The following is a 25,520-nucleotide window of genomic DNA, read 5'->3' as shown; positions in this document are numbered from 1 at the left end:
CGCCCCTCCATCGACGACGCCCGCCATCATGCCCGCCGACCGCGCGCCGCGACCAGGGATTTTCACGGACGCAGCCGCAGCCCCCTGGGCGTGACGTGGAAACCGGCGGAGACCAGGGCGGCGTCCAGCGGCGTCCCGAACACCTCGCTCCCGTCGACCCGCTCCACCGTCACCGCCCCCAGGGCGCCCTGGCGCACGACCCCGGCCAAGGCCCGGGCGGCCCGTGTCAGCGCCCGGGCCGGCGCCCCGAAGGTGAGCGCCGAACGCCCGCCCCGCCCCACGTACAGGGTCGGTCGACCCTCGTCGATGATCACCACCGCGCCCGCCGCGCGCGCCGGCCTGCCCCCCTCACCGGTCTCCGGCCAGGGCAGCTCCCGCCCGAACGGGTTCGCGGGATCGTCGGCGGCCAGCAGCACCGGGTCCACCGCGCCCTCGGCGTCCGACAGCGCCCGCAGCCGGTCCACCGCGCCGGGCAGGGCGAACTGGGCGCCGCCCAGTCCCTCGACGAAATAGCCGCGCCGCACCCGGCCCGCCTCCTCCATCGACCGCAGCACCCGGTACTCGTCCGGGGTGATGCCCCCGCCCTGCCACCCCTTGAGCAGCAGGCCGCGCCGTTCCAGCCGGGCCTCCACCGCCGCCAGGGTCCGCCGGGTCGGGTCGGCCTCCCGCTCGGGCAGCACCCACCAGCGACCCGCCGCGGTCGGCGGCCCCGACCGGGTGGGAAGCACCGCCCGCCGCGGCCGGCCCGCCCGCGCCGGCCGCGACCGGACCCCCGTCCCCAGGAGGGCGCGCACCGGGGCCAGGGTGTCGTTCGTGATCACGCCGTCCCACACCAGTGACCACAGCGCCGCCACCAGGTCGGCGTCGGAGGGGGCACCGATCCCCGCGTCGAGGGTCACGCGGTCGGCGAGGTCCCGGAAGAACAGCGCCCCACCCTCGCGCAGCGCCCCCAGCACGGCGTGCCCGACGGTGCCCTCCTCGGGCGGCACGGGCTCGGGGGCCAAGAGCGCGACCTCGTCGGCCGGCACCACGGTGATCCGCCCGTCCCCGCCGGGCAGCGACCCGGCCCCGACCCACACCACCTCGCCGGCCTGGGTGAGCTCGTCCAGCATCCGGGGCGCGTACCCCTCCACCCGCGCGGGCAGCACCAACGACTCCAACGCCGAGGCCGGCACGGAGGAACCGCGCAGCGACACCACCGCCTCGAACGTCGCGTCCGGACCCCGCCACCGTTCACCGGGCACGGCCCGCTGCCACAGCGGGGAGAACCGGGCCAGCGCCTCCGGGGCGACCGGCTCGACCTCCTTGCGCAGGCGGGCGATCGACCCCCGCCGCAGCCGGCGCAGCACCTCGGCGTCGCACCACTCGGTCCCCGTCCCCCCGGGCCGGAACCCGCCCCGGGAGATCCGACCCTCCCGGGACAGCGCGCGCAGCACCCCGCCCACGGTCTCCTCGTCCAGCCCCAGACGGGCGGCGGCCCCGGTCACCGTGAACGGGCCGTGCGTGCGCGCGTACCGGGAGACCAGATCGCGCACCGGGTCCGCCGTCGGCTCCAGGAACACCGGCGGGACCCCGGGCGGGGGCAGGGCGCCCACCGCGTCCCGCAGCCGCGCGACGTCCTCCACCGCGCACCAGCGCTCCACCGGCCCGGGAGGGGGAGCGGTGCCCCCGACGGAGGAAGGGGATTCGACGGCGCCCGGAAGGGGCATGCGCACCAGGCGGCCCGCCTCCTCCAGGGCGGCGAGCCACTCCGGTCGCACACCCCGGGCCCGCGCCTCCCGTGTGGTCAGCGGGCCGAGTTCGCGCAGCAGGTCCGCCGCGGCCTCCTCGTCGCGGACCGGGACGACGGTGCGCTGGAGCAGCCCGTCCACCTCCGCCACCACGTCCGGGTCCAGCAGGTCCCGCAGGTCGGTGCGGCCCAGCAGGTCCGACAGCAGCGACGGGTCCAGCGCCAGCGCCCCCGCCCTCGCCTCGGCGGCCGGGACGTCCCCCTCGTACAGGAACGCCGCCGTGTACTCCATCAGCAGTGAGCGGGCGAAGGGCGAGGCCCGGTCGGTCTCCACCTCCACCACCCGCACATCGCGCGAGCGCACCCCGCGCAGCACCTCCGTCAGCGCGGGCACGTCGAACAGGTCCTGCAAACACTCGCGCGCCGTCTCCAACACGATCGGGAACGACCCGTAGCGGCCCGCCACCGACAGCAGGTGCGAGGCGCGCAGCCGCTGCTGCCACAGCGGCATCCGCCGGTCCGGCCGCTGCCGGGGCAGCAGCAGCGCCCGGGCCGCGCACTCGCGGAACCGGGACGCGAACAGCGCCGACCCGGTGAGTTCGTCGGTGACCACGGCCTCCACCGTCTCGGGGTCCACCGCCACCAGTTCGGCCAGCACCCCGGGCTCCTCCGACCCGCCCACGGTGTCGGGCAGGTTCAGCACGATCCCGTCGTCGCCGTGCAGCACCCGGCTCTCCACCCCGTACCGCTCCCGGATCCGCGCCGCGACCGCCAGCGCCCACGGCGCGTGCACCCGGTCGCCGAGCGGCGAGTGGACCACCACCCGCCGTTCGCCCACCTGGTCGCGGAACCGCTCGATGACGACCGTGCGGTCGTCGGGCACGTGCCCGGTCGCCTCCCGCTGGTCGGCGACGTAGGCCGCCAGGTTGCGGGCCGCCCACGGGTCCAGCCCGGCGAACTCCGCCGCGGCCTCCTCCGGGGCCCCGCCCAGCCGGCGCACCGCCGCGCCGATGGCCCGGCCCAGCTCCACCGGGCGGCCCTGGGCGTCGGCCTTCCAGAACGGCATCCGGCCCGGGCGGCCCGGGGCCGGGGACACCAGCACCCGGTCGGCGGTGATCCCCTCGATCCGCCACGAGGTGGAGCCCAGGACGAACACGTCGCCCACCCGCGACTCGTACACCATCTCCTCGTCCAGCTCCCCGACCCGGGTGGGGGCCCGGCCGCCGGAGGCGTCCCCGCCGGCCAGGTGCACCGCGTACATGCCCCGGTCCGGGATGGTGCCCCCGGCGACCACCGCCAGCCGCTGGGCGTCCGGCCGCGCCCGCAGGACGTCGGCCCGGCGGTCCCACACCAGGCGGGGCCGCAGCTCGGCGAACTCGTCGGAAGGGTAGCGGCCCGACAGCATGTCCAGCACCGACTCCAGCACGCTGTCGGCCAGCCCGGCGAACGGGGCGGCCCGCCGCACCACCGCGGCCAGCTCCTTCACCGGCCACTCGTCCATCGCGACCATCGCCACGATCTGCTGGGCCAGCACGTCCAGCGGCGACCGCGGCATGCGCAGCGGCTCGATGTCGCCCGTGCGCATCCGCTCCACCGCCACCGCCGTGGTGAGCAGGTCGCCCCGGAACGCCGGGAGGAACACCCCGCGCGAGGTGCCGCCCACCCGGTGCCCGGCCCGGCCCACCCGCTGGAGTCCGGAGGCCACCGACGGCGGCGCGGCCACCTGCACCACCAGGTCCACCGCCCCCATGTCCACACCCAGTTCCAGGCTGGAGGTGGCCACCACGCAGCGCAGCCGCCCCGCCTTGAGATCGTCCTCCACCACCGCCCGCTCGGACTTGGACATCGACCCGTGGTGGGTGCGTGCGATCACCGGCGGCGCCCCCCGGTTACCTCCCGACTGGGCGATGACCAGGGCCGGGACCTCCTCGGGCGGCAATTCCACGCCGTGCCGTTCGGCGTACAGGTCGTTGAGACGGGCGCACAGCCGCTCGGCGGTGCGTCGGCCGTTGGTGAACACGATGGTGGACCGGTGCCCCTCCACCAGGTCCAGCACCCGCTGCTCCAGGTGCGGCCACAGGGAACCGCCGCCGATCCGGGGACCCGTGGCCGGGGCGGTGCTCAGGGAGGCGGAGGGCTCCGGGGCCTCCAACGGCACCACCTCCGCGCCGGTCTCCTCCGCTTCGGCGGACCCCAGGGTCCGGGGCGGCGCGGGCAGGTCGGGCTCGTCCATGTCGAACACCGGTACCGCCACGCTCAGCTCCAGGTGCGGGGCGTCCGGCGGGGCCACGACGTCGGCGCCGCCCAGGAACTCCGCGACCGTCCGTGCCGGGCGCACCGTCGCCGACAGGCCGATCCGCAGGGTGCGCCGGTCCACCAGCTCCTCCAAGCGCTCCAGGCTCAGGGCCAGGTGGGCGCCGCGTTTGGTGCCCGCCAGGGCGTGCACCTCGTCCACGATCACCGTCTCCACCCCGCTCAGCCCTTCACGCGCCTTGGAGGTGAGCACCAGGAACAGCGACTCGGGGGTGGTGATGAGGATGTCCGGCGGCCGGGTGGCCATCCGCCGCCGCTCGTCGGCCGGGGTGTCGCCGGTGCGCACGCCCACCGTCACCGGGGACACCGGGGCGCCCAGGTCCGCGGCTGCCGCCGAGATGCCCGCCAGCGGGGCGCGCAGGTTGCGTTCGACGTCCACGGCCAGTGCCTTGAGCGGTGAGACGTACAGCACCCGGCAGCGTCGCGCCGCGTCCTCCGGGACCGGGGAGGCGAGCAGCCCGTCCAGCGACCACAGGAACGCCGCCAGGGTCTTGCCCGACCCGGTCGGGGCCACGACCAGGGTGTCGCGGCCTCGCGCGATCGACGCCCAGGCGCCCTCCTGCGCCGGGGTCGGGCCCCCGGGGAAGGCGCGGTCGAACCAGGTCCGGGTGGCGGGGCCGAAGGACGACGGTGTCATCGGGCCAGTCTGCCCGTCGGCACCGACGGTTTCGGGGAGGCGGCGGTCTGTGGACGACGGCCGGCCCCGGACCGGGGGATCGACGATACTGGGGCCGATGAGACTGACTGTTTTCTGGCGCAACATGTACGAGCAGTTCGGCGAGGCGTACGCCCGGAGCCTGGCCAGGGACTACGTGATCGAGGGGCTGGGCTCGCGCACCGTCGAGGGCGCGCTCGCCGACGGGGCCGCCCCCAAGGAGGTCTGGCGGGCCGTGTGCGAGGCGTTCGACCTCCCCGCCGCCGTGAGATGAACAACGAACGGAGGACGACTTTCCCGCGTGAGAACCGATAATCGAACAGGGGTTCGGGTAGGCTGGAGTTGTCCACAGGCCGACGCCGGACATCGCGATTGTCGGACCGACCGCGTAGCGTCGTGCGCATCATGAAGAAGAAGGCATCGACCCAACAGGGGTATCCCGTGGCATCTGGAGACCGAGAGAAGGCTCTCGAAACCGCCCTCGCGCAGATCGAGCGGCAGTTCGGCAAGGGCTCCGTCATGCGCCTGGGTGACGACGACCGTCCGCCCATCGAGTCGATCCCCACCGGGGCGATCGCCCTCGACGTGGCGCTGGGCATCGGCGGCATCCCGCGCGGCCGCATCGTCGAGATCTACGGCCCCGAGTCGAGCGGAAAGACCACCGTCGCGCTGCACGCGGTGGCCAACGCGCAGAAGGCCGGCGGCATCGCCGCGTTCGTCGACGCCGAGCACGCCCTGGACCCCGACTACGCCGCCAAGATCGGCGTCGACACCGACAACCTGCTGCTGTCGCAGCCGGACACCGGTGAGCAGGCGCTGGAGATCGTGGACATGCTGATCCGCTCCGGCGCGGTCTCCGTCATCGTCATCGACTCCGTGGCGGCCCTGGTGCCCCGCGCCGAGATCGAGGGCGAGATGGGCGACAGCCACGTCGGCCTCCAGGCCCGCCTCATGTCGCAGGCGCTGCGCAAGATCGCCGGTGCCCTGCACCAGACCAACACCACCGCGATCTTCATCAACCAGCTCCGCGAGAAGGTCGGCGTGATGTTCGGGTGCATGCACTACAACACCCGGGTGACGCTCGCGGACGGCACGCAGGAGAAGATCGGCAAGATCGTCAACCAGAAGATGGACGTCGAGGTTCTCTCCTATGACCCTGAGCGGGACGAGATCGTCCCTCGACGGATCGTCAACTGGTTCGACAACGGCGTCTCCGACCACTTCCTCCAGTTCACGGTGGAGCGCTCGGGGGGCAACGGCCGCTCCCAGTTCGCGGCGACGACCAACCACCTGATCCGGACGCCCGGGGGCTGGCGCGAGGCAGGAGAGCTCATGCCCGGGGACCGGGTGCTCACCGCGCAGACGCACCGCCTCAACGAGCAGCAGCGCCAGGTCGTCCTGGGTTCGCTCATGGGTGACGGAAGCCTTTCGCCCAACCGGCGGGGTCGCGACGGCACCCGCTTCCGTATGGGGCACGGCGTAGACCAGGCCGCTTACCTGGAATGGAAGGTCTCACTGCTCGGCAACATCGGCCACAGCCGGACGACCAACGCCAAGGACGCGGTGTTCGCCGACTTCAGCCCCCTGCCCGAGCTGGCGGAGCTGCACGAGGCGGTCTACTTCGGAGACGGCAAGAAGCACCTGAGCTGGGAGTACCTCAAGGCCCTCACGCCGTTGGCCTTGGCCGTCTGGTACATGGACGACGGGTGCTTCACCGTGCGCTCCAAGGGTGTGCAGGCCCGCACCGAAGGAGGCAGCGGACGCATCGAGATCTGTGTGGAGGCCATGAGCCCCGGCACTCGCCGGCGGTTGGCCGAGTACCTGCGCGACACCCACGGGCTCAACGTCACCCTCTGCACCAAGGGTGCCGCGGCCAACCACTTCCTCCGGTTCACCACGGCTTCCAGTGCCCGTTTCCAGGAGATCGTGGCGCCCTACGTTCATGAGTCGATGGCCCACAAACTGCTCCCGCGCCACCAGGGGCGCTGCGAGGTCGCCCCGGTGCTCTCGGAGCCGATGGAGCGCCTGGTCGCCTCCCGGGTGCTCGACATCCAGCTCAAGCCGGAGACCCGGGGCATGCACAAGTTCGACATCGAGGTCGAAGGCAACCACAACTACTTCGTCGACGGTGTCATGGTGCACAACAGTCCCGAGACCACCAGCGGTGGTCGGGCGCTGAAGTTCTACTCGTCGGTGCGTCTGGACGTGCGACGCATCGAGACCCTCAAGGACGGCACCGACGCGGTCGGCAACCGTACCCGGGTCAAGGTCGTCAAGAACAAGGTCGCGCCGCCCTTCAAGCAGGCCGAGTTCGACATCCTCTACGGTGTGGGCATCTCCCGCGAGGGCAGCCTCATCGACCTGGGCGTGGAGAACGGCATCGTGCGCAAGTCGGGCGCCTGGTACACCTACGACGGCACCCAGCTCGGCCAGGGCAAGGAGAACGCGCGCAACTTCCTGCGCGAGAACTCCGACATCGCCAACGAGGTCGAGAAGAAGATCAAGGAGAAGCTCGGCGTCTCCACCGGAGACGACAGCGCCTCGGGCCCGGAGGCCCCCAAGGCGGCGGCCACCGACAAGGCCCCCGCCGCGGCTCTGGCGACCGAGGCCAAGACTCCGGCCAAGAAGGCCCCGGCCAAGACCACCACCGTCAAGGCGCCCGCGACGGATGCGTGAGCCGGACGCCCCGCCGGACGGTGACGACGGTCCCGACGCCGCATCGGCTTCCGGCGGGGAGAAGGCGCTGAACAGGGCCCGTACCCTGGCCCTGCGCATGCTCGCGCACAAGCCGCGCACCGCGGCGCAGCTGGAGACGGGACTGCTCCGCCGCGGTCACGCCGAGGAGGTCGTCACCGCGATCGTCGAGGAGTGCACGGCGGCGGGGCTGGTGGACGACACCGCCTTCTCCCGCGCCTGGGTGAGCTCCCGCCACCACGGCCGGGGCCTGTCCCGCAACGCCCTGACCAGGGAGCTGCGCACCCGTGGCGTGGACGAGGACACCGTGCGCGAGGCGGTCGCCGAACTCAGCGACGACGATGAGGACGAGGCCGCCCGCGCCCTGGCCCGGCGCAGCCTCGCCGGAAGCCGGGGCCGCGAACGCGACACCCGGGTCCGCCGGGCCGTGGGCGTCCTGGCCCGCAAGGGATACGGGGGCGGCCTGGCCTACCGGGTCGTCCGCGAGGAACTGGAGGCCGAGGGGGTCGAGACCGACCCGGAGTTCCCCGGCCCCTGAAGCCCGTCCCGGTGTGCGCGACACCGGGGCACGTCTTCTTCACGAGAGGAGAAGGGTCCATGACCGAGGAGGTCGTCCCGATCCTGCGGGTGGCCGACGCCGCCACGGCGGCGCGGTGGTACGCGCGGCTCGGGTTCGCGTTCGGCTGGGAGCACCGGTTCGAACCGGGGTTCCCGGCGTTCGTCGAGGTGCACCGGGGGAGCGTCCGCCTGTTCCTGTCCGAGCACACCGGTGACGCACGCCCCGACACCCTGGTCTACCTGCGCCTGAACGACATCGACGCGATCGCCGCCGAGTTCGGCGTCGCGGTGGAGGAGGCGCCGTGGGGTCGGGAGCTGGCGCTCCGCGACCCCGACGGCAACCGGCTGCGGGTGGGCGAACCGGCCGACTGAACCCGGACGGCGGTCGGCCGGCGGCGGGTGCGGCTCAGTTCTCGTGTGCGGGCGCGGGTTCGGCCGCCGACCCCTGGGCGGACTCCGTGTCCTCGATCTCCTCGGGGCCGACGACGGACGCGGCCGAGACCCCGCCCGGCGGGGTCTGGAGCGGCTCGGCCTCGTCCACGGCCTCCGGTTCCGGCTCGGGGCGCGGTGCGGGCGGCTCGGTGGCCAGTTCCAGCGGCGGCACGTCCGCCTCGAACCCGAACACCCGGGCGTACAGCCCCAGCTCCGCCTCCAGCGACTCGCGCCGGGCCCTCTCACCGGTGAACCCGTGCGCCTCGCCCTCGAACTCCACCAGCGCGTACGGCACCTTCCGCTCACCCAGCGCCGTCGCCATGGCGAACGCCTGGTCCGGTGTCACCACCGGGTCGTCCAGGCCCTGGAGCAGCAGCACCGGCACCTCGATCTCCGAGGTCCGGTTGATCGGCGACCGCTCCCGGTACCGCTCCACGAACCCCGGCAGCAGCCCCACCAGCGAGTCCAGGAAGCGCGACTCGAAGTCGTGGGTGGTGCGCGCCAGGCCCAACAGGTCGGCCACGCCGAAGTAGGACACCCCGCAGGCGAACACGTCCCCGGTCACCGCCGACAGCGCGGTGTACCCGCCCGCGCTCGGGCCGCGCACCGCCAACCGTCCGGCGTCGGCCCTTCCCTCCTCCACGAGGGCCCGCGCGACGGCCGTGACGTCCTCCACGTCCACCACGCCCCACTCCTTGTCCAGGCGCTTGCGGTAGGAGCGGCCGTATCCGGTGGACCCACCGTAGTTGACGTCCACGATGCCGATGCCCCGGCTGGTGAAGTAGGCCTTCACGGGGTCGAACGCGACGGTGGAGTGCGACACCGGCCCGCCGTGCGCCCACACCACGTAGGGCGCGGGCCCCTCCGGGGAGCGTTCGGGATGGGTCGGCGGGTAGACGTTGGCGTGCACCGACGCGCCGTAGCGCCCGGGGAGGGTGACCTTGCGGGGGATCGGCAGGTAGGCCGGGTCGGGCATCGTCTCCACCGACCGGTGCAGGATCTCCACCCTGCCGGTCACCGGGTCCAACCGCACGAGGGACTGCGGGACGGTCGGTGACGACGCCACCGCGACCAAGCCGCGTCCGTCGGTGTCGAGCATCGACCACGACGTCAGGTCGGTGTCCACCGGTGCCAGGTCCAGGGTGTCGGGGTCGTACACCCCGGGGACCATGTCGGCGTCGCCGTGCAGCGCGACCACCTTCCCCGAGTCCAGCACGCAGAACGAGCGGTCGCCCAGCCGCCCCGGCGGTGCGTGGAACTCCTCCTCCGCCGGGTACAGGGCGATCGCCGGGCCGGTGAGCCCCACCTGGTAGAGGTTCCACCAGCCGGGCCAGTCCGAGGCCACGTACAGCGTGGAGGGGGAGTTCCACACGGGGGAGACCACCGACTCCTCCGAGGACCCCCTGAGCGTGTACTCACCGGTCAGGCCGCCGTCGGTGAGCAGACCCATCCGCAGCTCGGTCCCGTCCCAGGGCATCTTGGGGTGATTCCAGCGCACGTACGCGAGCCGGCTCCCGTCGGGGGAGGGCGCCGGCGAGGCGTAGAAGTCGGCGCCCGAGGCCACCTCGCGCACCGCCGCGGCGTCGTTCGCGCCCCGGCCGGACAGCGGCACCGACACGATCGACCGCCGTACCGTGCCGCCGGCGTGGTGCTCGCGCACGCACAGGACGCTGCGGCCGTCGGGGCCGAGCACCGGATCGGCGTGGCGCAGGGCCGCGGGGGCGGCCGGTTCGGGGGTGAGCGGTACCGGCTCGGAGGACCCGTGCTCCAACAGGTACAGGCGCTGATCGGGGGAGTTGACGAAGACGACACCCATGCGGACCAGGGCCTTGTCGTCGCGCCGGGGCACCGGGCGGAAGGACCTACCCCCGTACTCGTGCACACGGCTGCCGACGCTCCACGGTGCCGCCAGCAGGTCGGTCACCGTGCCGTTCGCGGCGCGCCGCATGATGGTCCGGCGGCCCTCCTCGGGTCGGGCCTCCTCCCACCAGACCTCGTCTCCCACGATGGAGGGGAAGGCGATGGCGCGCACTCCCCGGGCGACGTCGGCGGCACTGATGGGCGATGGCCAGGAGCCGTGACTCGACAGTTCAGACATGTCCCGCTCAGGATGGGTCGTGGGGTTATGGGTGACATGTCGACCTTAGTCCTCACGCGCCCGCGTGTGCAGTCCCGCCGGATCCCGTGTCCGTCTTTTGATCTTCTCCGCCGCGAGGTGGGGCGGGCCCTTCGCGGGGGCGATTCCGTTCGCGCCGACGTTCCCACGGCGTCGGTCCCCGGACCTCTCGCCTCGGGGCCGAGGCGCCCTCCGGGGAACCGCGGAGGTCCGTCGGGTGCCGGCCGGGAGAACGGACGACGGCCCCGCCGTGAGGGCGGGGCCGTCGATCGGACACGGGAGGGTCAGTCCCGGCGTTCCTCGTCCTCGTCGTCGGGCCGCTCGTCGGTCTCCGTGACCGGCGTCGACGGCGCCCGTGTGGAGGGCGCGGTGGACGCGGCCGCGGTCGCTCCGGCCGCGGTGCCGGTGGCGTCGATCGCGGCCGGGGCGCCCCCGGCGGCCGTCGGCCTGGCGGAGGGGCGTCCGCGTCGGGCGTTGCGCCGCTCCAGCCAGATCGCGCACCGGCTCAGGGTCATGTTGATGATGATGTAGATGACGGCGCAGATGATCGCCGCGGGGATCACGTTGCTCTCCCGGGTGGCCAGGAGGGTGAAGCTGCGCAGCAGCTCCGGGAAGGCCACGATGTAGCCGAGCGCGGAGTCCTTGAGCAGGACGACCAGCTGGGCGACGATCGCGGGCATCATCGAGGTGATCGCCTGCGGGATCAGGATCTGCCACATGGTCTGCGACCTGGTCATCCCGATGGCCTGGGACGCCTCGGACTGTCCCTTGGGCACGGCCAGGACGCCCGCCCGGAACACCTCCGCGAGCACCGAGCCGTTGTACAGGGTCAGACCGACGACGACCGCGGCCAGTGCGGTCACCTGGAAGGTGCCGGTCGGGATGTCGAACAACTGCCAGGCCACGATGGGCAGGGCCATGGTGAAGAAGATGAGGATCAGCAGCGGGATGCCGCGGAAGAACTCCACGACCGCCCCGGACGGGATCCGGATCCACCAGCGCTCCGACATCCGGCCGATGCCGAAGACCAGACCGAACAGGATCGCCAGCACCGACGCCGCCAGAGCGGCCGTCAGGGTGTTCTGGAGGCCCGGCAGGACGTAGGAGGTCCAGGTGTCGGGCCGCAGGAACGGCTCCCACTTGTCGGCCGCCCATTGCCCGTCCGGGTTGACCGCCCAGACGGCGGACGAGAACAGCGGGTCCTCACGGTCCACCAGGGTCCTGTTGAACCCCAGGTAGAGGATCGCCAGGCCCACCAGCGCCAACACGACGGTGAAGACCGTGTAGAGGGCGTTGCGCATGCGGGCCTTGGGCCCGGGAACGTCGAAGAGAACGGACTGGGCGCTCATCGGACCACCGCCACGCGCTTGGAGAGCCAACCGAAGAAGTAGCCCGTCGGCAGGGTCAGGATCAGGAAGCCGATCGCGAACCCGAGGAAGGTCGGCAGGACCGGCGCGATGCCCTGGTCGAACATGAGCTTCATCTGTCGGGACGCCTCCTGGACGCCCAGCCCCGCGACGGAGGCGACGGTGGTGTTCTTGGTGAGGGCGATGAGCACGCTGCCCAGCGGGCCCACCACGGCGCGCAGTGCCTGGGGTATGACGATCAGGCTCAGGTTCTGGGTGAAGGTCAGGCCCAGGGAGCGGGCGGCCTCGACCTGGCCCAAGGGGATGGTGTTGATGCCCGAGCGCAGTGACTCGGACACGAAGCAGGCGGTGTAGGCGGACAGGCCGATGACCGCCCACCAGAACACGTCCCACATGACGCGGTCGTGCAGGCTCAGGCCCAGGGCGCTGTTGAGGCCCAGACCGCAGAACAACAGCACCAGGGTCAGCGGCGTGTTCCGGATGCCTTCGACGTAGGCCGTGGACAGACCGCGCAGCAGCGGGACGGGGGAGACCCGCATCGCGGTGAGCAGGATGCCCAGGACGAAGGAGAAGAAAGCGCTGAAGAGGGTCAGCCGGACGGTCCATGAGAAACCGTCGACAACCCTGTCGATATTGCTGAGAAAGGCTTCCATGGGTCCCAGCCGGTCAAGGGCCGGGCGGTGGTGCCGGAGGGTTCCGGCACCACCGCCCGGCCGGGGTCAGATGACGGTCTTAGGCGCAGGCGCCGAGCTCGGGGGTGTTCTCCTCGTAGGAGAAGTCGGTGTCACCGAACGCCGCCTCCAGGAACTCGGTGGCCTCGCCCTCCTCCCACATCTTGGTGATGGCCGCGTTGACCTCTTCGCAGCGCTCGGTCGAGCCGGCGGGCAGGCCGACGCCGTACTGCTCCTCGCCGAACGGGGCGTTGACGACCCGGTACTGGTCCGGGTTCTGGGCGGCGAAGCCCGCCAGGATGGTGTTGTCGGTGGTCACCGCGTCGACGGTGCCGTTGCCGAGGAGCTCCAGGCACTCGGAGTAGTTGCCGGCCTCGCGCAGCTCGGCGTCGATGCCCAGGCCGCCCTCGTCCTCGGAGTCGACGATGTTGTTGGCGGAGCGGGACCCGGAGGCGGAGCAGAGCGTCTTGTCGGCCAGGTCGTCGGGGCCGTTGATGTCGGTGTTGTCGGCCTGGGTCAGGATGTCCTGCTGGGCGACGTAGTACGGACCGGCGAAGTCCACGACCTGGCGGCGCTCGTCGGTGATGGAGTAGGTCGCCACGACCATGTCGACGGTGCCCTGCTGGAGGAACGCCTCGCGGTTGGCGGAGGCGGCCTCCTCCCACTGGATCTGGTCCGGGGAGTAACCGAGCTCACCGGCGATGTAGGTGGCGACGTCCACGTCGAAACCGACCGGGGCGCTGCCTTCGAGCAGGCCCAGGCCGGGCTGGTCGTACTTGACACCGATGGTGATGGTGTCGCCGCCGCCGTTGCCCTCGCCGCCGTCACCGCCACCGTCACCGCCGACGTCGGCGGTGCCACAGGCGGTGAGAGCGAGGGCCAGGGCCGCGGCGCTGCCCAGAGCGGTGCTGATGCGACGGACTCGCATGGGGTGTACCTCTTCCTTGGGTTCGTGCGAAGCTCACACGGCCCTTGCCGGGCCGCGGGGGGAGGCTAGTGGGTCAGAATCTTGGAGAGGAAGTCCTGGGCCCGCTCCGACCGCGGGTTGGTGAAGAACTCGTCGGGGGTGTTCTCCTCGACGATCTCCCCGTCGGCCATGAACACGACCCGGTTGGCGGCACGCCGGGCGAAGCCCATCTCGTGGGTGACCACGACCATGGTCATGCCCTCGCTCGCCAGGTCGGTCATGACGTCCAGGACCTCTTGGACCATCTCCGGGTCCAGCGCGGAGGTCGGCTCGTCGAACAGCAGGACCTTGGGGTTCATCGCCAGGGCACGGGCGATGGCCACACGCTGCTGCTGGCCGCCGGAGAGCTGGGCCGGGTACTTGTCGGCCTGCTCGCCGATGCGGACCCGTTCCAGCAGTTCCATGCCGCGGGCGTCGGCCTCGGTCCTGGACTTGCGCAGGACCTTCATCGGCCCCAGCGTCACGTTCTGCAACACGGTCTTGTGCGCGAACAGGTTGAACGACTGGAACACCATGCCCACATCGCTGCGCAGACGCGCGAGCGCGCGCCCCTCGGCCGGGAGCGGTTGACCGTCGAGGGTGATCACGCCCGAGTCGATGCTCTCCAGGCGGTTGATCGTGCGGCACAGTGTCGACTTGCCGGACCCTGAGGGCCCGATGACGACCACCACCTCGCCGGAGTTAACCGTCAGATCGATGTCGCGGAGCACGTGCAGGTCGCCGAAATGCTTGTTGACGTTCTCCAGCACGACGAGAGGAGTTGAGGTCATGGTGGGAACCTAGTGTGTTGTTGTTGCCGTGTCATCACGAAAACGCGGACCGCTCATGGAGTAGTGGACTTGTTACGGCGTGATCCGCGAAACCGTTATCGGTTCGAAGGATTAGATCCTCGTCCGTTGCGCAGAGTGGCCGTTTCGTCCTCCAGAGTCCTGCCCGGCGTGCCTGCGGGCTGCCGGCGTCCCCCTCCTTCCCCCTGGTCACGCGCTCGACACCCGCGGCCTTCGGCGACGTTCCCGAGCGGCCCCCGACCGGGCCGGGCCGCGACCGGATCGGCGGAGGGCGTCGGCGGGTCCGCGGCACCGGATAGCCTGGAACCGTGAGCCAGAGTCGTACCTACCAAGTGCGGACCTACGGCTGCCAGATGAACGTCCACGACTCCGAGCGCCTCTCCGGTCTGCTGGAGGACGCTGGGTACGCTCGGGCGGCCGAGGACACCACCGCGGACATCGTCGTCTTCAACACCTGTGCGGTCCGGGAGAACGCGGACAATCGCCTGTACGGCAACCTCGGGCATCTCCGTCCGGTCAAGGACGCCAACCCCGGCATGCAGATCGCCGTCGGGGGCTGTCTGGCGCAGAAGGACCGGGGTGAGATCGTCCGGCGCGCCCCCTGGGTCGACGTCGTGTTCGGCACCCACAACATCGGCTCCCTGCCGGCCCTCCTGGAACGCGCCCGCGTCCAGAAGGAGGCGCAGGTCGAGATCGCCGAGTCGCTGGAGCACTTCCCCTCCACGCTGCCCAGCCGTCGCGAGTCGGCGTACGCGGCGTGGGTGTCGATCTCGGTCGGGTGCAACAACACCTGCACCTTCTGCATCGTCCCGGCGCTGCGCGGCAAGGAACAGGACCGCCGCCCCGGCGACATCCTCGCCGAGGTGCGCGCCCTGGTCGCGGAGGGCGTCAGCGAGATCACCCTGCTCGGCCAGAACGTCAACGCCTACGGCAGCGGATTCGGCGACCGGCAGGCCTTCTCCAAACTGCTGCGCGCCTGCGGTGAGATCGAGGGGCTGGAGCGGGTCCGCTTCACCTCCCCTCACCCGCGCGACTTCACCGATGACGTCATCGAGGCGATGGCCGAGACCCCCAACGTCATGCCGCAGCTGCACATGCCGTTGCAGTCGGGTTCCAGCCGCGTCCTCAAGGCGATGCGCCGCTCCTACCGCCAGGAGCGTTTCCTGGGCATCGTGGAGAAGGTGCGCGAGGTCATGCCGCACGCCGCCATCACCACCGACATCATCGTGGGCTTCCCCGGCGAGACCGAGGAGGACTTCGTGGAGACGCTGCACGTGGTCCGCGAGGCCCGTTTCTCCGCCGCGTTCACCTTCCAGTACTCCAAGCGCCCCGGTACCCCGGCCGCCACCATGGACGACCAGGTGCCGCCGGAGGTCGTCAAGGACCGCTACCAGCGGCTGGTCGACCTCCAGGAGGAGATCTCCTGGGAGGAGAACAAGAAGTTGGTCGGCACCGAGGTCGAACTGCTGGTGGCCGATGGCGAGGGCCGCAAGGACGGCGAGCACCGCCGCCTGTCCGGCCGCGCCCCCGACAACCGCCTGGTGCACTTCGCCGTCGGTGACGGCGAGGAGCCCCGACCGGGCGACGTGGTGACCGTCCGGGTGACCTACGCGGCACCGCACCACCTGGTGGCCGACTCCGGGGTGCGGGACCTGCGCCGTACCCGCGCCGGCGACGCCTGGGCGGCCCGCAACGGCGAGCCCGTCCAGGAGAGGAAGCCCGAGGTCCTGTTGGGCATGCCCCGTATCGGCAGGCCCGCCGAGCAGCCCGCCCCCGTCGGCGGCTGCGACCTCGCCTGACGTTCGACAGACCACGGCCCCGGTGCGTTCGCGCCGGGGCCGTCGTCGTGGGGCGTGACGCCGCCCCGTCCTCGCGCGCCCTCCCGGGGCGTTCACCCGAGGGGTGGGGGGTACTCCTCCGGCGCCGCGCCGGCCCGCCCGGGCAAGCCGTCGAACAGGGCGACGAACTCGGGGCGCGCGGCGTGCGGCGACGCGGGGGAGGCGGCCCCGGTGCGCGGCCTCGACGCGGTCACCGGCCTCGGGGGACCATCGTGGCGATGTCCACCAACGCCTCGCCGGGATCCTCGACGGAGGTCGACAACGCCGCCTCCACCCGGTTCAACGCCCGCTCCAACAGATCCGGGGCGTCGTAGGGCAGCCACCGCACCCGCGGATCACGGCGGAACCACGACTCCTGGCGGCGGACGAACCGACGGGTGGCCTGGGCGGTGGCCGCCTTGGCCTCCTCCTCCGACAACTCCCCGTCCAGCTGCGCCAGCGCCTGGGCGTACCCGAGCGCCTTGGCCGCGGTCCGCCCCTCGCGCAGCCCCTGGGAGTCCAACCTTCGGACCTCGTCGAGCAGGCCCTTCTCCCACATGCGCTCCACCCGCAGGTCGACGCGCTCGTCCAGTTCCGGGCGCGGCGCGTCCAGCCCGATCTGGGCGCACGGGTAGAAGGGGGTGTGATCGGGCAGGGTCGCCGTGAACGGCCGTCCCGTCAGCTCGATGACCTCCAGCGCCCGCACGATCCGCCGACCGTTGCCGGGCAGAATGGCCCGCGCCGCCGCCGGATCGGACTCCGCCAACCGGGCGTGCAGGACGCCGGGACCCACGTCGGCCAGCTCCGACTCCAGGCGGGCGCGCACCTCGGGGTCGGTGCCGGGGAAGTCCAGATGGTCCAGGACCGCGCGCACGTACAGCCCGGACCCGCCCACCAGGATCGGCAGGACGTCGCGGTCGGCGCAGTCCTCGACCCGTTCGCGGGCCATCGTCTGATAACTCGCGACGTCGGCCGGCTCGGTGACGTCCCACACGTCCAACAGATGGTGGGGCACCCCCCGCCGCTCCTCCTCCGAGAGCTTGGCGGTGCCGATGTCCATTCCCCGGTACAGCTGCATGGAGTCGGCGTTGATCACCTCACCGCGACGGCCGACGCGCTCTTCCAAGTGCAGGGCCATCTCCACGGCCAGGTCGGATTTGCCCACGGCGGTCGGACCCACGACCGCGATCACCTTGATCATCTCCTCAGCCTAAGCCGCGTCGGGGCCGATCCGGACGGTCGTGCCCGCAGAGGTCGTGCGAGGGGACTCGAAGGTGTCCTCCAAGGACCTCTCCCGACCTCTGGGGACCCTTGTGGGCACTAATCTGGGCGCATGCGATTCGCCAAGGGCCACGGAACCGAGAACGACTTCGTGATCCTCCCCGACCCCGACGGGGAGCTCGACCTCACGGAGGCGGACGTCCGACTGCTGTGCGACCGGCGCGCCGGGATCGGTGGCGACGGCATCCTGCGCGTGGTGCGCACCCGGGTCCTGGGCGAGGCGCTCGCCCCGTCGGCCCGGACCGCCGAGCGCGCCGAGTGGTTCATGGACTACCGCAACGCCGACGGCAGCATCGCCGAGATGTGCGGGAACGGGGTGCGGGTGTTCGCCCGCTACCTCCGCCACGCCGGGCTCGTGGACGCCGACCGGTTCGAGGTCGGCACCCGCGACGGCGCCAAGGAGGTCACCGTCGAGGCGAACGGCGACATCACCGTGGACATGGGTCGCGTGGAGCGCCTGGGCTCCTCCTCGGCCGAGTTGGCCGACCGCACCGTGGACGGTGTCCGCATCTCCGTGGGCAACCCGCACCTGGCCTGCGAGATCTCCGCACCGGTCGCCGAGGTGGACTTGCGGACCCTGCCGGTGCTGGACCCCGACGCGTTCCCCGCGGGGGCCAACGTCGAGGTGTACAACGAGGTCGGCCCGGGCGTGCTCCAGATGCGCGTGTACGAGCGCGGTGCGGGGGAGACCCGCTCCTGCGGCACCGGCATCGTGGCCACCGCCGTGGCAGCCACCCCTCCGGGGGAGAGCGCCACCTGGCGGGTGCGCGTCCCGGGCGGCGAGTGCACCGTGTTCCTCGACGCGGACGGGGCCCGTCTGAGGGGCCCGGCGGTCATCGTCGCAGAGGGCGAGACGGTTCCGAGGTAGCCGGGGCGTCCGGGTGGGACGCCCTGCCGTGCAGTGCCAGGGCTCGGAGCAGGCAGCCGAGTGCGGCGGTGGAGGCGACGGTGCGAGTGGTGTTCCACGCTGCCCAGGGGGCTTCGAAGGCGGCGCGGACGGCCGCGGGATCGCCGATGAGTGCGGGGTCGCCGGCCGCGGCCAACTCCTCGTTGAGGGGCACGTTGACCCCCATGGTGATGCCGAAGGCCGTGGCGTAGAGGGCGAGTGCCGCAACGGCCCACGGCAGCACGCGTCGTCGGCCGCGCGGCAGGTGCAGCAGGACCGCGAGGGCGGTCAGGACGAGCGCGCCGAAGAAGGCGGGGGCGAACCACCTGTTCCGTACCGTGGCGTTGATCCACTGCATGGTGTCGATGAACGTGTGGTCGTCCACGCGGGCGAGACCGACCATGACCGAGCAGGCGTACGCGTAGAAGAAGCCCGAGATGAGCCCCATGGCGAGCGCGGCCGACCCCAGTACCAGGCCCCGGATGACGTGGAGCGCCCCGGGCGAGGGCGCCGACGGTGTGCGCGGGGAGCGGGGTGCTGTCATGGGGACCTCCGGGGCGGGGTAGAAATGGAACGCCTGGGTTCGTTTTTAATCGTACCCAAGAGTTCGGATTAAGGGAATGGCCGGAGGTGTCCATGGCGGCAGCAGGAGCGTCCCGTCGGGGTCGGCCCCGTGCGGGCGAGCAGGCCCGGCGACGCCGGGCCGCGTTGGAGGCGGCGCTCGCCGAACTCCTCGAACGCGGAGTCGCCGGCATCACCATGCAGGCCGTGGCGACCCGTGCCGGATCGTCCAAGGAGAGCCTGTACGCCTGGTTCGGTCATCGCCAGGGGCTCCTCGCCGCACTCATCGAGTGGCAGGCCGAACAGGTCAACGCGGCCGTCGCGACGGCGCTCGACCGGTCGGCCGACCCGCGCGACACACTCACCGCGATCGCTCGGAACCTGCTCATGCTGCTCGTCGGCGATGTCTCGGTGGCGCTGAACCGAGCGGCCATGACCTCACCCGAACTGGCCGAACTCCTCCTGAGGCACGGCCGGTACACCACCGGACCCCTGGTCGCGGAGTTCCTCGGCCACCTGGCCGATGAGGGCGTGCTGCGCGTCGACGACCCGGAGGAGGCGTTCCAGTTCTTCTACGGTCTGGTGGTCCGCGACCTCCAGATCCGGGTGCTCCTGGGTGAGCGCCCGCCCGGCGAAGAGGACATCCGTGTCCAGGCGCGGATCGCCGTGGATCGTTTCCTGGCCCTCGCCGGAGCGGACGGCTTCGCGCGCTGACCCGTGAATCCGAGCGTTATCGCAGGCCGTGGAACTTGTTCCGGGCTCTGCCGGATCGGATTCGATCGCACGTCGCGGCCGGTTCGGGCCTGGCCGCCGAAACCCTTCCGAGAAGGTGCTCCACGGGCAGGCCGCGCAGGGAGGCGTCCAGGACCCGGGCGGTGTGCGCCACCGCCATCGGGGTACCCGCCCGCTCCAGGGCGGAGGCGATCTGGAGCGAACAGCCCGGATTGCCCGACACCAGCAGCCGGGCGCCGGTCGAGGCCGCGTCGGCGGCCTTGCGGTCGCCCAGCTCACGGGCGGGCTCCGGCTTGAACAGGTTGTAGACGCCCGCCGAGCCGCAGCAGATCTCCTTGTTCGGCAGGTCCGACACGGTCAGCTCCGGGATGCCGGCCAGCAGGGCGCGCGGTTGGCGGGTCACGCCCTGGCCGTGGGACAGGTGGCAGGCGTCGTGGTAGGCGGCGTGCAGCGGCAGCGGGCGGCGTTCGGCCACCGGGCCCAGGTCCACCAGGAACTCGGTGAGGTCCACGACCTTGGCGGCGAACGCCCGGCCGCGCCGGACGAGGGCGTCGTCGGCCCCGGCCTCGGCGAGCACGCGCTCGGCGTGGCGCATCCCCGAGCCGCAGCCCGCCGAGTTCACCACGATCCGCTCCACGTCGGCGCGCTCGAACGCGCCGATGAGCGCCTGGAGGAACCCCGCCGCCTCGGCGCCCCGCCCGGCGTGGCCCGAGAGCGCGCCGCAGCAGCCCTGGTCGCGGGGGACGACCACGTCGCAGCCCTCCAGGGCCAGGATGCGCGCCGTGGCCGTGTTCACGTCGGGGAAGAACGCGTCCTGCACACAGCCCAGCAGTATTCCCACCCGGGCCCGCGCCCGGCCCGACGCCGGGACCAGCTCGGGGATCGCGGGCGGCCGGGCCGACAGCGGCGGGGCGACGCGCTCCATGGTGGCCAGCGCGGGGGAGAGCCGGTCCAGCAGCCCGGAACGGCGCACCAGGGCGGACGCCCCCGACGCCCGGTAGGCGCGCAGCGGGCCGCGCAGCAGGCGCAGCCGCCGCCGGTGCGGGAAGAGCGCGAACACCGCGGCGCGCAGCGCCCGCTCGGGCAGCGGCCGTCGGTGCTCCTCCTCCACCCGCACCCGGGTGCGGTCGATGAGGGCGTCGTAGGCCACCCCGGAGGGGCAGGCGGTCACACAGGCCAGGCAGCCCAGGCAGTTGTCGAAGTGGCCGACGGCGGCCTCGGTCAGCACGTCGTCGTGGGTCTGCGCCATGAGGTGGATGCGCCCGCGCGGGGAGTCCATCTCCTGCCCCCACAGCACGTGGGTGGGACAGGTGGGCAGGCAGAAGCCGCAGTGGACACAGTCGCCGAGCAGGTCCTCGAAGGACCGCGCGGCCGTCGGTTCGGACGGGTCGGTCATGGTTCCTCCCGGAGGTCGTCGGGCCCGTCGGTCACGAAACGGCCGGGCGCCAGCCGATGACCGGGATCCAGCGCGTCCTTGATCGCGCGCATCACCGCCAGGCCGGGTACCTCGCCCCACAGGTCCACGCCCGCCTCGTGGACGTGCGGTTCGGCGCGCAGCACCGTCGCCGACCACTCGGGGACCGAGCGCAGCCCCTCCAGGAGGAGGCCGATCACCTCGGCGGACGCGCCCGGCGGGACGGCGACGACCAGGGCTCCCGCCCCCGCCGAGCCGGTCACGCGGAGGTCCGTTCCCACGGCATCGCCCAGTTCGGCCGCGCGGGCGACCGCCGCCGCGCTCCGCGCCGGGGGTACGGACAGCCGGATCAGCGTCCCCTCGGTGGGCAGCAGCCCCCAGCCCGGCGGCAGGGCGTCGCGCACACCCACCTCCCCGGCGGGCAGGCCCGGGGCCAGCGCGGTGACCAGGTCGGCGGTGCGTGCCCGGACCCCCTCGGAGGTGCCCTCCAGCACCACGCGCAGGCGCGACCGCCCCTGCCCGGGCCAGTCGAGCTCCACAGCGGCGGGCACGGCTCGGCCCGCCCGCAGCAGGGTGAGTCGGCGTTCGGCGTGGGCCAGGGAGGGCAGCGGCAGTTCGATCAGGCGAAGGGCCGGCGGCAGCGGGTGCAGCCGGAAGGCCGCCGACGCGATGACGCCCAGCGTTCCGTACCCGCCGGTGTGCAGTTTGGCGAGGTCGTACCCGGCGACGTTCTTCACCACCCGACCGCCGCTGCGGGCGACGACCCCGTCGGCGCGCACCACCGTCATCCCGATGACCAGGTTCCGCAGCGTCCCGGTGCGCAGGCGGCGCGGCCCGCAGACGCCCGTGGCGAGCAGGCCGCCCACGGTCCCCCCGGCCCGGACGGGGTCCACCGACAGGCGTTGCCCCGCCTTCGCGAGCGTCGCCGTCAGCTCGGCCACCGGGGTGCCCGCGCCGACCTCCACCACCAGATCGCCCGCGTCGTGGTCGATCCACGTCAGCGCGCCGGTGTCCACCAGCAGGTCCACGGTGCGCGGCCGACCTCCCCAGTCCTGCGCGGTGCCCCCGCCGCGCACCGCCACCGACCGGCCGCGTTCGGCGGCCCCGGCCAGCAGACGGCCCAACGTCTCCGTGTCCCGCGGCCGTGCCACGTGCGTCGGGACGACACCGCACACGGCGTCCTCCGGCCCGCCCGCGCGGACGTCTTCGATCCCCTGCCGCGTCACACCCGCCCCCTCGCTCAGAACTGTTCGGCCTCGCCCGACTCCACCAGCGGGTGCGCACCCCGACGTACCCCCGGTACCTCCCCGCACAGGCGGGGCGTGGGCAACAGCTTGTCCGGGTTGGCGATCCCCCTCGGATCCAGGGCGCGGCGGAACAGGTCGAAGGTCTCCAGGTCGTCGGGGGAGTACATGCGCGGCATCTTGCACGCCTTGTCCACGCCCACGCCGTGCTCACCGGTGATGGACCCGCCGTGTTCCACGCACAGGTCGAGGATGGCCCCCGACACCTCCTCGGCGCGTTCCGCCGCGCCGGGCTCGGCGTCGTCGAACAGCACCAACGGGTGCAGGTTGCCGTCCCCCGCGTGGAACACGTTGGCGACGCGGATGCCGCTCTCGGCCGACAGTTCGGTGATCCGGCGCAGCACCTCGGGCAGGGCGGTGCGGGGCACCACCCCGTCCTGGACGATGTAGGTGGGGCTGATCCGTCCCACGGCGGCGAAGGCCGACTTGCGGCCCTTCCAGATCCGGGCCCGTTCGTCCGCGTCGGCGGCGGTGCGGGTCTCGAACGCCCCGGCGGACGCGCACAGCCGGACGACCTCGGCGAGCTCCGCCTCCACCTCCACGGCCGGGCCGTCCAGCTCCACGATGAGCACGCAGGCGGCGCCCGCCGGGTAATCGCAGGCCACGGCCGCCTCGGCGGCCTCGATGGCCAGGGCGTCCATCATCTCGATCGCCGAGGGCAGCACCCCCGCGGCGATGATCGCGCTCACCGCCCGTCCGCCGGCGTCCATGGAGGTGAACGCCGACAGCAGGGTCACGGTCCGCTCCGGTAGCCGGGTCAGGCCCACGGTGATCCGGGTGGCGATGCCGAGGGTGCCCTCGGAGCCGACGAAGGCGCCGATGAGGTCGTGGCCGGGCGCGTCCGGGGCCTTGCCGCCCAGGCGCAGGAGGGCGCCCTGGGGGGTGACCACGTCCAGACCGCGCACGTGGTCGACGGTGAACCCGTACTTGAGGCAGTGGGCGCCGCCGGAGTTCTCGGCGACGTTGCCGCCCACCGAGCACACCTGCTGGCTGGAGGGATCGGGCGCGTAGTAGAGGCCGTACGGGGCGGCGGCCCGGCTGACGTCGAGGTTGGCCACCCCCGGTTCGACGACGGCGCACTCGTTGTCGGGATCGACCTCGATGATCCGGCGCATGCGCGACGTGGACAGCAGTACGCCCTCGGGGTGGGGGAGGGCGCCCGCCGACAGGCCGGTGCCCGCGCCCCGGGGGACGAAGGGGACACCGGTCTCGGCGCACAGACGCACCACGGCGGTGACCTGTTCGGCGGTGGTGGGCAGGACCACGACACCGGGGACCGCGCGGTGGCGGGTGAGGCCGTCGCTCTCGTAGACGCGGCGCCGCGAGGCGTCGGTGAGGACGCCGTCGCCGCCGCAGATCCGGCGCAGCCGGGGGACGAGCGCGGCCACGGCGGCCGGGATCGGGTGGGCGGTCTCGGTCATGGGCGCCTCCCGGGGCGTCTCCGGAGTCGGACCCTCCCGATTCTCCGGTGGTGACCTCGCCTGGGAACGGTACGACCGCGTGTCCCACCACACAAGAGGTGGCGCGGAACTTGTTTCTCGTTGGGCGGAAGGAAAGGGGGCGGTGGTCCGGACGGACCACCGCCCCCGAGGGACCGTGACGCGGTTACGGCATGCGCTCGTAGGCCGGCAGGGTCAGGAAGTCGACGTAGTCGTCGGCCAGCGCGACCTCGGAGAACAGCTCCTTGGCCTGCTTGTACAGGTTCTCGTCGAACGCCGCGCCCAGGGACTCGCGGATGGTCACCAGCTCCTCGTCGATGATCCCGGAGACCAGTTCGGCGGTGACCTTCGGGCCGCCGTCGAGGGTGACGTCGTTGTGCAGCCACTGCCAGATCTGGGAGCGGGAGATCTCGGCGGTGGCGGCGTCCTCCATGAGGTTGTGGATCGCCACCGCGCCGTTGCCGCCCATCCAGGCGGCCAGGTACTGGAGGGCGACGTTGACGTTGCCGCGCAGACCCGCCAGGGTGACGCCGCCCGGGGTCCGGTCCACGGCGAGCAGGTCGGCCGCCGTCACCTCGACCTCGGGGCGCTTCTTGTCGATCTGGTTGGGCCGCTCGCCCAGGACGCCGTCGAAGATCTCCATGGCGATGGGGACCAGGTCGGGGTGGGCCACCCAGGAACCGTCGAAACCGTCTCCGGACTCGCGGGACTTGTCGTCGCGGACCTTGGCGAAGGCGACCTTGTTGACCTCCTCGTCCTTGCGGGAGGGGATGAACGCGGCCATGCCGCCGATGGCGTGGGCGCCGCGCTTGTGGCAGGTCTTGACCAGCAGCTCGGTGTAGGCGCGCATCATCGGGGCGGTCATGGTGACGGCGTTGCGCTCGGGCAGCAGGAACCCCCGGCCGCGGGTGCGGTGCGTCTTGATGATGCTGAACAGGTAGTCCCAGCGACCCGCGTTGAGGCCGGCGGAGTGCTCGCGCAGCTCGTAGAGGATCTCCTCCATCTCGAACGCGGCCGGGATGGTCTCGATCAGGCAGGTGGCGCGGATGGTGCCGCGCGGGATGCCGACGCGCTCCTGGGCCAGGAGGAAGATGTCGTTCCAGAGGCGGGCTTCGAGGTGGCTCTGCATCTTGGGCAGGTAGAAGTACGGCCCCTTGCCCTTGTCCAGCTGGCGCTGCGCGCAGTGGAAGAAGTAGAGCGCGAAGTCGACGATGCCGCCGGCGACCCGCCCGCCGTCGACGAGGATGTGCTTCTCGTCCAGGTGCCAACCGCGCGGGCGGACGACGATGGTGGCCAGTTCACCGTCCTCCTTCAGGGCGTAGGTCTTGCCCTGGGGGGAGGTGAAGTCGATGGTGCGGTCCAGGGCGTCGCGCAGGTTGAGCTGCCCCTGGATCATGTTCTCCCACAGCGGGGTGTTGGCGTCCTCGAAGTCGGCCAGCCACACCCTGGCACCGGAGTTGAGCGCGTTGATGGTCATCTTGCGATCGGTGGGGCCGGTGATCTCGACGCGGCGGTCGGTGATGCCGGGGGCGGGCGGAGCGACCTGCCAGGAGTCGTCCTCGCGGATGTGCTTCGTCTCGGGGAGGAAGTCGAGGTCGATCCCGGAGGCGACCTGCTCCTCGCGGACCTTGCGCGCGGCCAGCAGCTCCTGGCGTCGTCCCTCGAAGGCGCGGTGCAGCTCGGCGACGAGGGCGAGCGCCTCGTCGGTGAGGATCTCGTCGAACCGGTCGTTGAGAGGGCCGGTGATCTCGACCCCGTGGGTGGCGCCCATGGAAAACCTTCCGCGATACGAAACA

The 25,520-nt window shown here is 72.3% G+C and carries 19 protein-coding genes; 7 read left to right on the top strand and 12 right to left on the bottom strand.

Going from position 1 to position 25,520, the window contains the following annotated elements:
• Positions 1 to 62 precede the first annotated feature (62 nt).
• Positions 63 to 4,679 carry a DEAD/DEAH box helicase gene (locus tag RM479_RS03450; protein ID WP_311510230.1) on the bottom strand — a complete coding sequence of 1,539 codons (4,617 nt, stop codon included), beginning with the start codon at positions 4,677 to 4,679 and terminating at the stop codon, positions 63 to 65.
• Between the two features lie 97 nt (positions 4,680 to 4,776).
• Between RM479_RS03450 and RM479_RS03445 the strand changes: the two genes are divergently transcribed.
• From RM479_RS03445 to RM479_RS03430, 4 genes are all read left to right on the top strand, one after another.
• Positions 4,777 to 4,971, top strand: a complete 195-nt coding sequence (locus RM479_RS03445) for a DUF3046 domain-containing protein (protein ID WP_311510229.1) — start codon at positions 4,777 to 4,779, stop codon at positions 4,969 to 4,971.
• A 167-nt stretch (positions 4,972 to 5,138) separates the two neighbouring features.
• Positions 5,139 to 7,373 (top strand): intein-containing recombinase RecA, encoded by a 2,235-nt coding sequence (gene recA, locus RM479_RS03440; protein ID WP_397221201.1) that lies wholly within the window; start codon positions 5,139 to 5,141, stop codon positions 7,371 to 7,373.
• Entirely contained in the window at positions 7,366 to 7,929 is a 564-nt protein-coding gene (locus RM479_RS03435; protein WP_311510227.1) for a regulatory protein RecX, read from the top strand. The genes recA and RM479_RS03435 overlap by 8 nt, the downstream gene beginning before the upstream one ends.
• Positions 7,930 to 7,988: 59 nt before the next feature.
• Positions 7,989 to 8,321 carry a glyoxalase superfamily protein gene (locus RM479_RS03430; RefSeq protein ID WP_311510226.1) on the top strand — a complete coding sequence of 111 codons (333 nt, stop codon included), beginning with the start codon at positions 7,989 to 7,991 and terminating at the stop codon, positions 8,319 to 8,321.
• A 34-nt stretch (positions 8,322 to 8,355) separates the two neighbouring features.
• Here RM479_RS03430 and RM479_RS03425 read toward each other — a convergent pair whose 3' ends face one another.
• The 5 genes from RM479_RS03425 to RM479_RS03405 form a co-directional block, all read right to left on the bottom strand.
• Positions 8,356 to 10,479, bottom strand: coding sequence for a S9 family peptidase (locus RM479_RS03425; RefSeq protein ID WP_311510225.1), 2,124 nt, complete (start codon positions 10,477 to 10,479; stop codon positions 8,356 to 8,358).
• A gap of 302 nt (positions 10,480 to 10,781) precedes the next feature.
• On the bottom strand, positions 10,782 to 11,846 hold the full coding sequence (locus RM479_RS03420; RefSeq protein ID WP_311510224.1) for an amino acid ABC transporter permease: 1,065 nt from the start codon (positions 11,844 to 11,846) through the stop codon (positions 10,782 to 10,784).
• Positions 11,843 to 12,517, bottom strand: a complete 675-nt coding sequence (locus RM479_RS03415) for an amino acid ABC transporter permease (protein WP_274807615.1) — start codon at positions 12,515 to 12,517, stop codon at positions 11,843 to 11,845. The genes RM479_RS03420 and RM479_RS03415 overlap by 4 nt, the downstream gene beginning before the upstream one ends.
• Positions 12,518 to 12,596: 79 nt before the next feature.
• Positions 12,597 to 13,463, bottom strand: a complete 867-nt coding sequence (locus RM479_RS03410; RefSeq protein ID WP_311510223.1) for a glutamate ABC transporter substrate-binding protein — start codon at positions 13,461 to 13,463, stop codon at positions 12,597 to 12,599.
• A gap of 65 nt (positions 13,464 to 13,528) precedes the next feature.
• A complete protein-coding gene (locus RM479_RS03405) occupies positions 13,529 to 14,272 on the bottom strand; it encodes an amino acid ABC transporter ATP-binding protein (protein ID WP_311510222.1) in 744 nt (247 codons plus the stop codon).
• Between the two features lie 350 nt (positions 14,273 to 14,622).
• Here RM479_RS03405 and miaB point away from each other — a divergent pair, with 350 nt between their 5' ends.
• Positions 14,623 to 16,089 carry a tRNA (N6-isopentenyl adenosine(37)-C2)-methylthiotransferase MiaB gene (gene miaB / locus RM479_RS03400; protein ID WP_311510437.1) on the top strand — a complete coding sequence of 489 codons (1,467 nt, stop codon included), beginning with the start codon at positions 14,623 to 14,625 and terminating at the stop codon, positions 16,087 to 16,089.
• A gap of 229 nt (positions 16,090 to 16,318) precedes the next feature.
• On the opposite strand, the gene miaA is transcribed toward miaB, so the two are convergent.
• On the bottom strand, positions 16,319 to 17,308 hold the full coding sequence (gene miaA / locus RM479_RS03395; protein ID WP_311510221.1) for a tRNA (adenosine(37)-N6)-dimethylallyltransferase MiaA: 990 nt from the start codon (positions 17,306 to 17,308) through the stop codon (positions 16,319 to 16,321).
• A 132-nt stretch (positions 17,309 to 17,440) separates the two neighbouring features.
• On the opposite strand from miaA, the gene dapF reads away from it, so the two are divergent.
• Positions 17,441 to 18,256 carry a diaminopimelate epimerase gene (dapF, locus tag RM479_RS03390; protein ID WP_311510220.1) on the top strand — a complete coding sequence of 272 codons (816 nt, stop codon included), beginning with the start codon at positions 17,441 to 17,443 and terminating at the stop codon, positions 18,254 to 18,256.
• Here the strand turns inward: dapF and RM479_RS03385 are convergent.
• Complete coding sequence (locus RM479_RS03385) at positions 18,222 to 18,818, bottom strand: anthrone oxygenase family protein (protein WP_311510219.1); 597 nt, start codon at positions 18,816 to 18,818, stop codon at positions 18,222 to 18,224. The genes dapF and RM479_RS03385 overlap by 35 nt on opposite strands.
• 92 nt (positions 18,819 to 18,910) lie before the next feature.
• Here RM479_RS03385 and RM479_RS03380 point away from each other — a divergent pair, with 92 nt between their 5' ends.
• Entirely contained in the window at positions 18,911 to 19,549 is a 639-nt protein-coding gene (locus tag RM479_RS03380; RefSeq protein ID WP_311510218.1) for a TetR/AcrR family transcriptional regulator C-terminal domain-containing protein, read from the top strand.
• A gap of 16 nt (positions 19,550 to 19,565) precedes the next feature.
• On the opposite strand, the gene RM479_RS03375 is transcribed toward RM479_RS03380, so the two are convergent.
• From RM479_RS03375 to aceB, 4 genes are all read right to left on the bottom strand, one after another.
• Entirely contained in the window at positions 19,566 to 20,963 is a 1,398-nt protein-coding gene (locus RM479_RS03375; protein ID WP_311510217.1) for a (Fe-S)-binding protein, read from the bottom strand.
• Positions 20,960 to 22,207 carry an FAD-binding oxidoreductase gene (locus RM479_RS03370; RefSeq protein ID WP_311510216.1) on the bottom strand — a complete coding sequence of 416 codons (1,248 nt, stop codon included), beginning with the start codon at positions 22,205 to 22,207 and terminating at the stop codon, positions 20,960 to 20,962. The genes RM479_RS03375 and RM479_RS03370 overlap by 4 nt, the downstream gene beginning before the upstream one ends.
• A 14-nt stretch (positions 22,208 to 22,221) precedes the next feature.
• Positions 22,222 to 23,706 carry an FAD-linked oxidase C-terminal domain-containing protein gene (locus tag RM479_RS03365; protein WP_311510215.1) on the bottom strand — a complete coding sequence of 495 codons (1,485 nt, stop codon included), beginning with the start codon at positions 23,704 to 23,706 and terminating at the stop codon, positions 22,222 to 22,224.
• Between the two features lie 184 nt (positions 23,707 to 23,890).
• On the bottom strand, positions 23,891 to 25,495 hold the full coding sequence (gene aceB, locus RM479_RS03360) for a malate synthase A (RefSeq protein ID WP_311510214.1): 1,605 nt from the start codon (positions 25,493 to 25,495) through the stop codon (positions 23,891 to 23,893).
• Positions 25,496 to 25,520 lie beyond the last annotated feature (25 nt).

The sequence above is a fragment of the Nocardiopsis lambiniae genome, assembly GCF_031845465.1.
GTDB lineage: Bacteria > Actinomycetota > Actinomycetes > Streptosporangiales > Streptosporangiaceae > Nocardiopsis > Nocardiopsis lambiniae.
The sequence above is the reverse complement of the archived record's forward strand: the minus strand, read 5'-3'. Positions and strand labels throughout refer to the sequence as shown.

Excerpts from the sequence above, each read along its gene's own strand:
- miaA (WP_311510221.1), bottom strand. The coding sequence starts at position 17,308 with ATGATCAAGGTGATCGCGGTCGTGGGTCCGACCGCCGTGGGCAAATCC.
- RM479_RS03445 (WP_311510229.1), top strand. The coding sequence starts at position 4,777 with ATGAGACTGACTGTTTTCTGGCGCAACATGTACGAGCAGTTCGGCGAG.
- RM479_RS03420 (WP_311510224.1), bottom strand. The coding sequence starts at position 11,846 with ATGAGCGCCCAGTCCGTTCTCTTCGACGTTCCCGGGCCCAAGGCCCGC.
- RM479_RS03405 (WP_311510222.1), bottom strand. The coding sequence starts at position 14,272 with ATGACCTCAACTCCTCTCGTCGTGCTGGAGAACGTCAACAAGCATTTC.
- RM479_RS03435 (WP_311510227.1), top strand. The coding sequence starts at position 7,366 with ATGCGTGAGCCGGACGCCCCGCCGGACGGTGACGACGGTCCCGACGCC.
- RM479_RS03425 (WP_311510225.1), bottom strand. The coding sequence starts at position 10,479 with ATGTCTGAACTGTCGAGTCACGGCTCCTGGCCATCGCCCATCAGTGCC.
- aceB (WP_311510214.1), bottom strand. The coding sequence starts at position 25,495 with ATGGGCGCCACCCACGGGGTCGAGATCACCGGCCCTCTCAACGACCGG.
- RM479_RS03450 (WP_311510230.1), bottom strand. The coding sequence starts at position 4,679 with ATGACACCGTCGTCCTTCGGCCCCGCCACCCGGACCTGGTTCGACCGC.
- RM479_RS03430 (WP_311510226.1), top strand. The coding sequence starts at position 7,989 with ATGACCGAGGAGGTCGTCCCGATCCTGCGGGTGGCCGACGCCGCCACG.
- RM479_RS03410 (WP_311510223.1), bottom strand. The coding sequence starts at position 13,463 with ATGCGAGTCCGTCGCATCAGCACCGCTCTGGGCAGCGCCGCGGCCCTG.
- RM479_RS03415 (WP_274807615.1), bottom strand. The coding sequence starts at position 12,517 with ATGGAAGCCTTTCTCAGCAATATCGACAGGGTTGTCGACGGTTTCTCA.
- dapF (WP_311510220.1), top strand. The coding sequence starts at position 17,441 with ATGCGATTCGCCAAGGGCCACGGAACCGAGAACGACTTCGTGATCCTC.
- RM479_RS03380 (WP_311510218.1), top strand. The coding sequence starts at position 18,911 with ATGGCGGCAGCAGGAGCGTCCCGTCGGGGTCGGCCCCGTGCGGGCGAG.
- RM479_RS03365 (WP_311510215.1), bottom strand. The coding sequence starts at position 23,706 with ATGACCGAGACCGCCCACCCGATCCCGGCCGCCGTGGCCGCGCTCGTC.
- RM479_RS03385 (WP_311510219.1), bottom strand. The coding sequence starts at position 18,818 with ATGACAGCACCCCGCTCCCCGCGCACACCGTCGGCGCCCTCGCCCGGG.
- RM479_RS03375 (WP_311510217.1), bottom strand. The coding sequence starts at position 20,963 with ATGACCGACCCGTCCGAACCGACGGCCGCGCGGTCCTTCGAGGACCTG.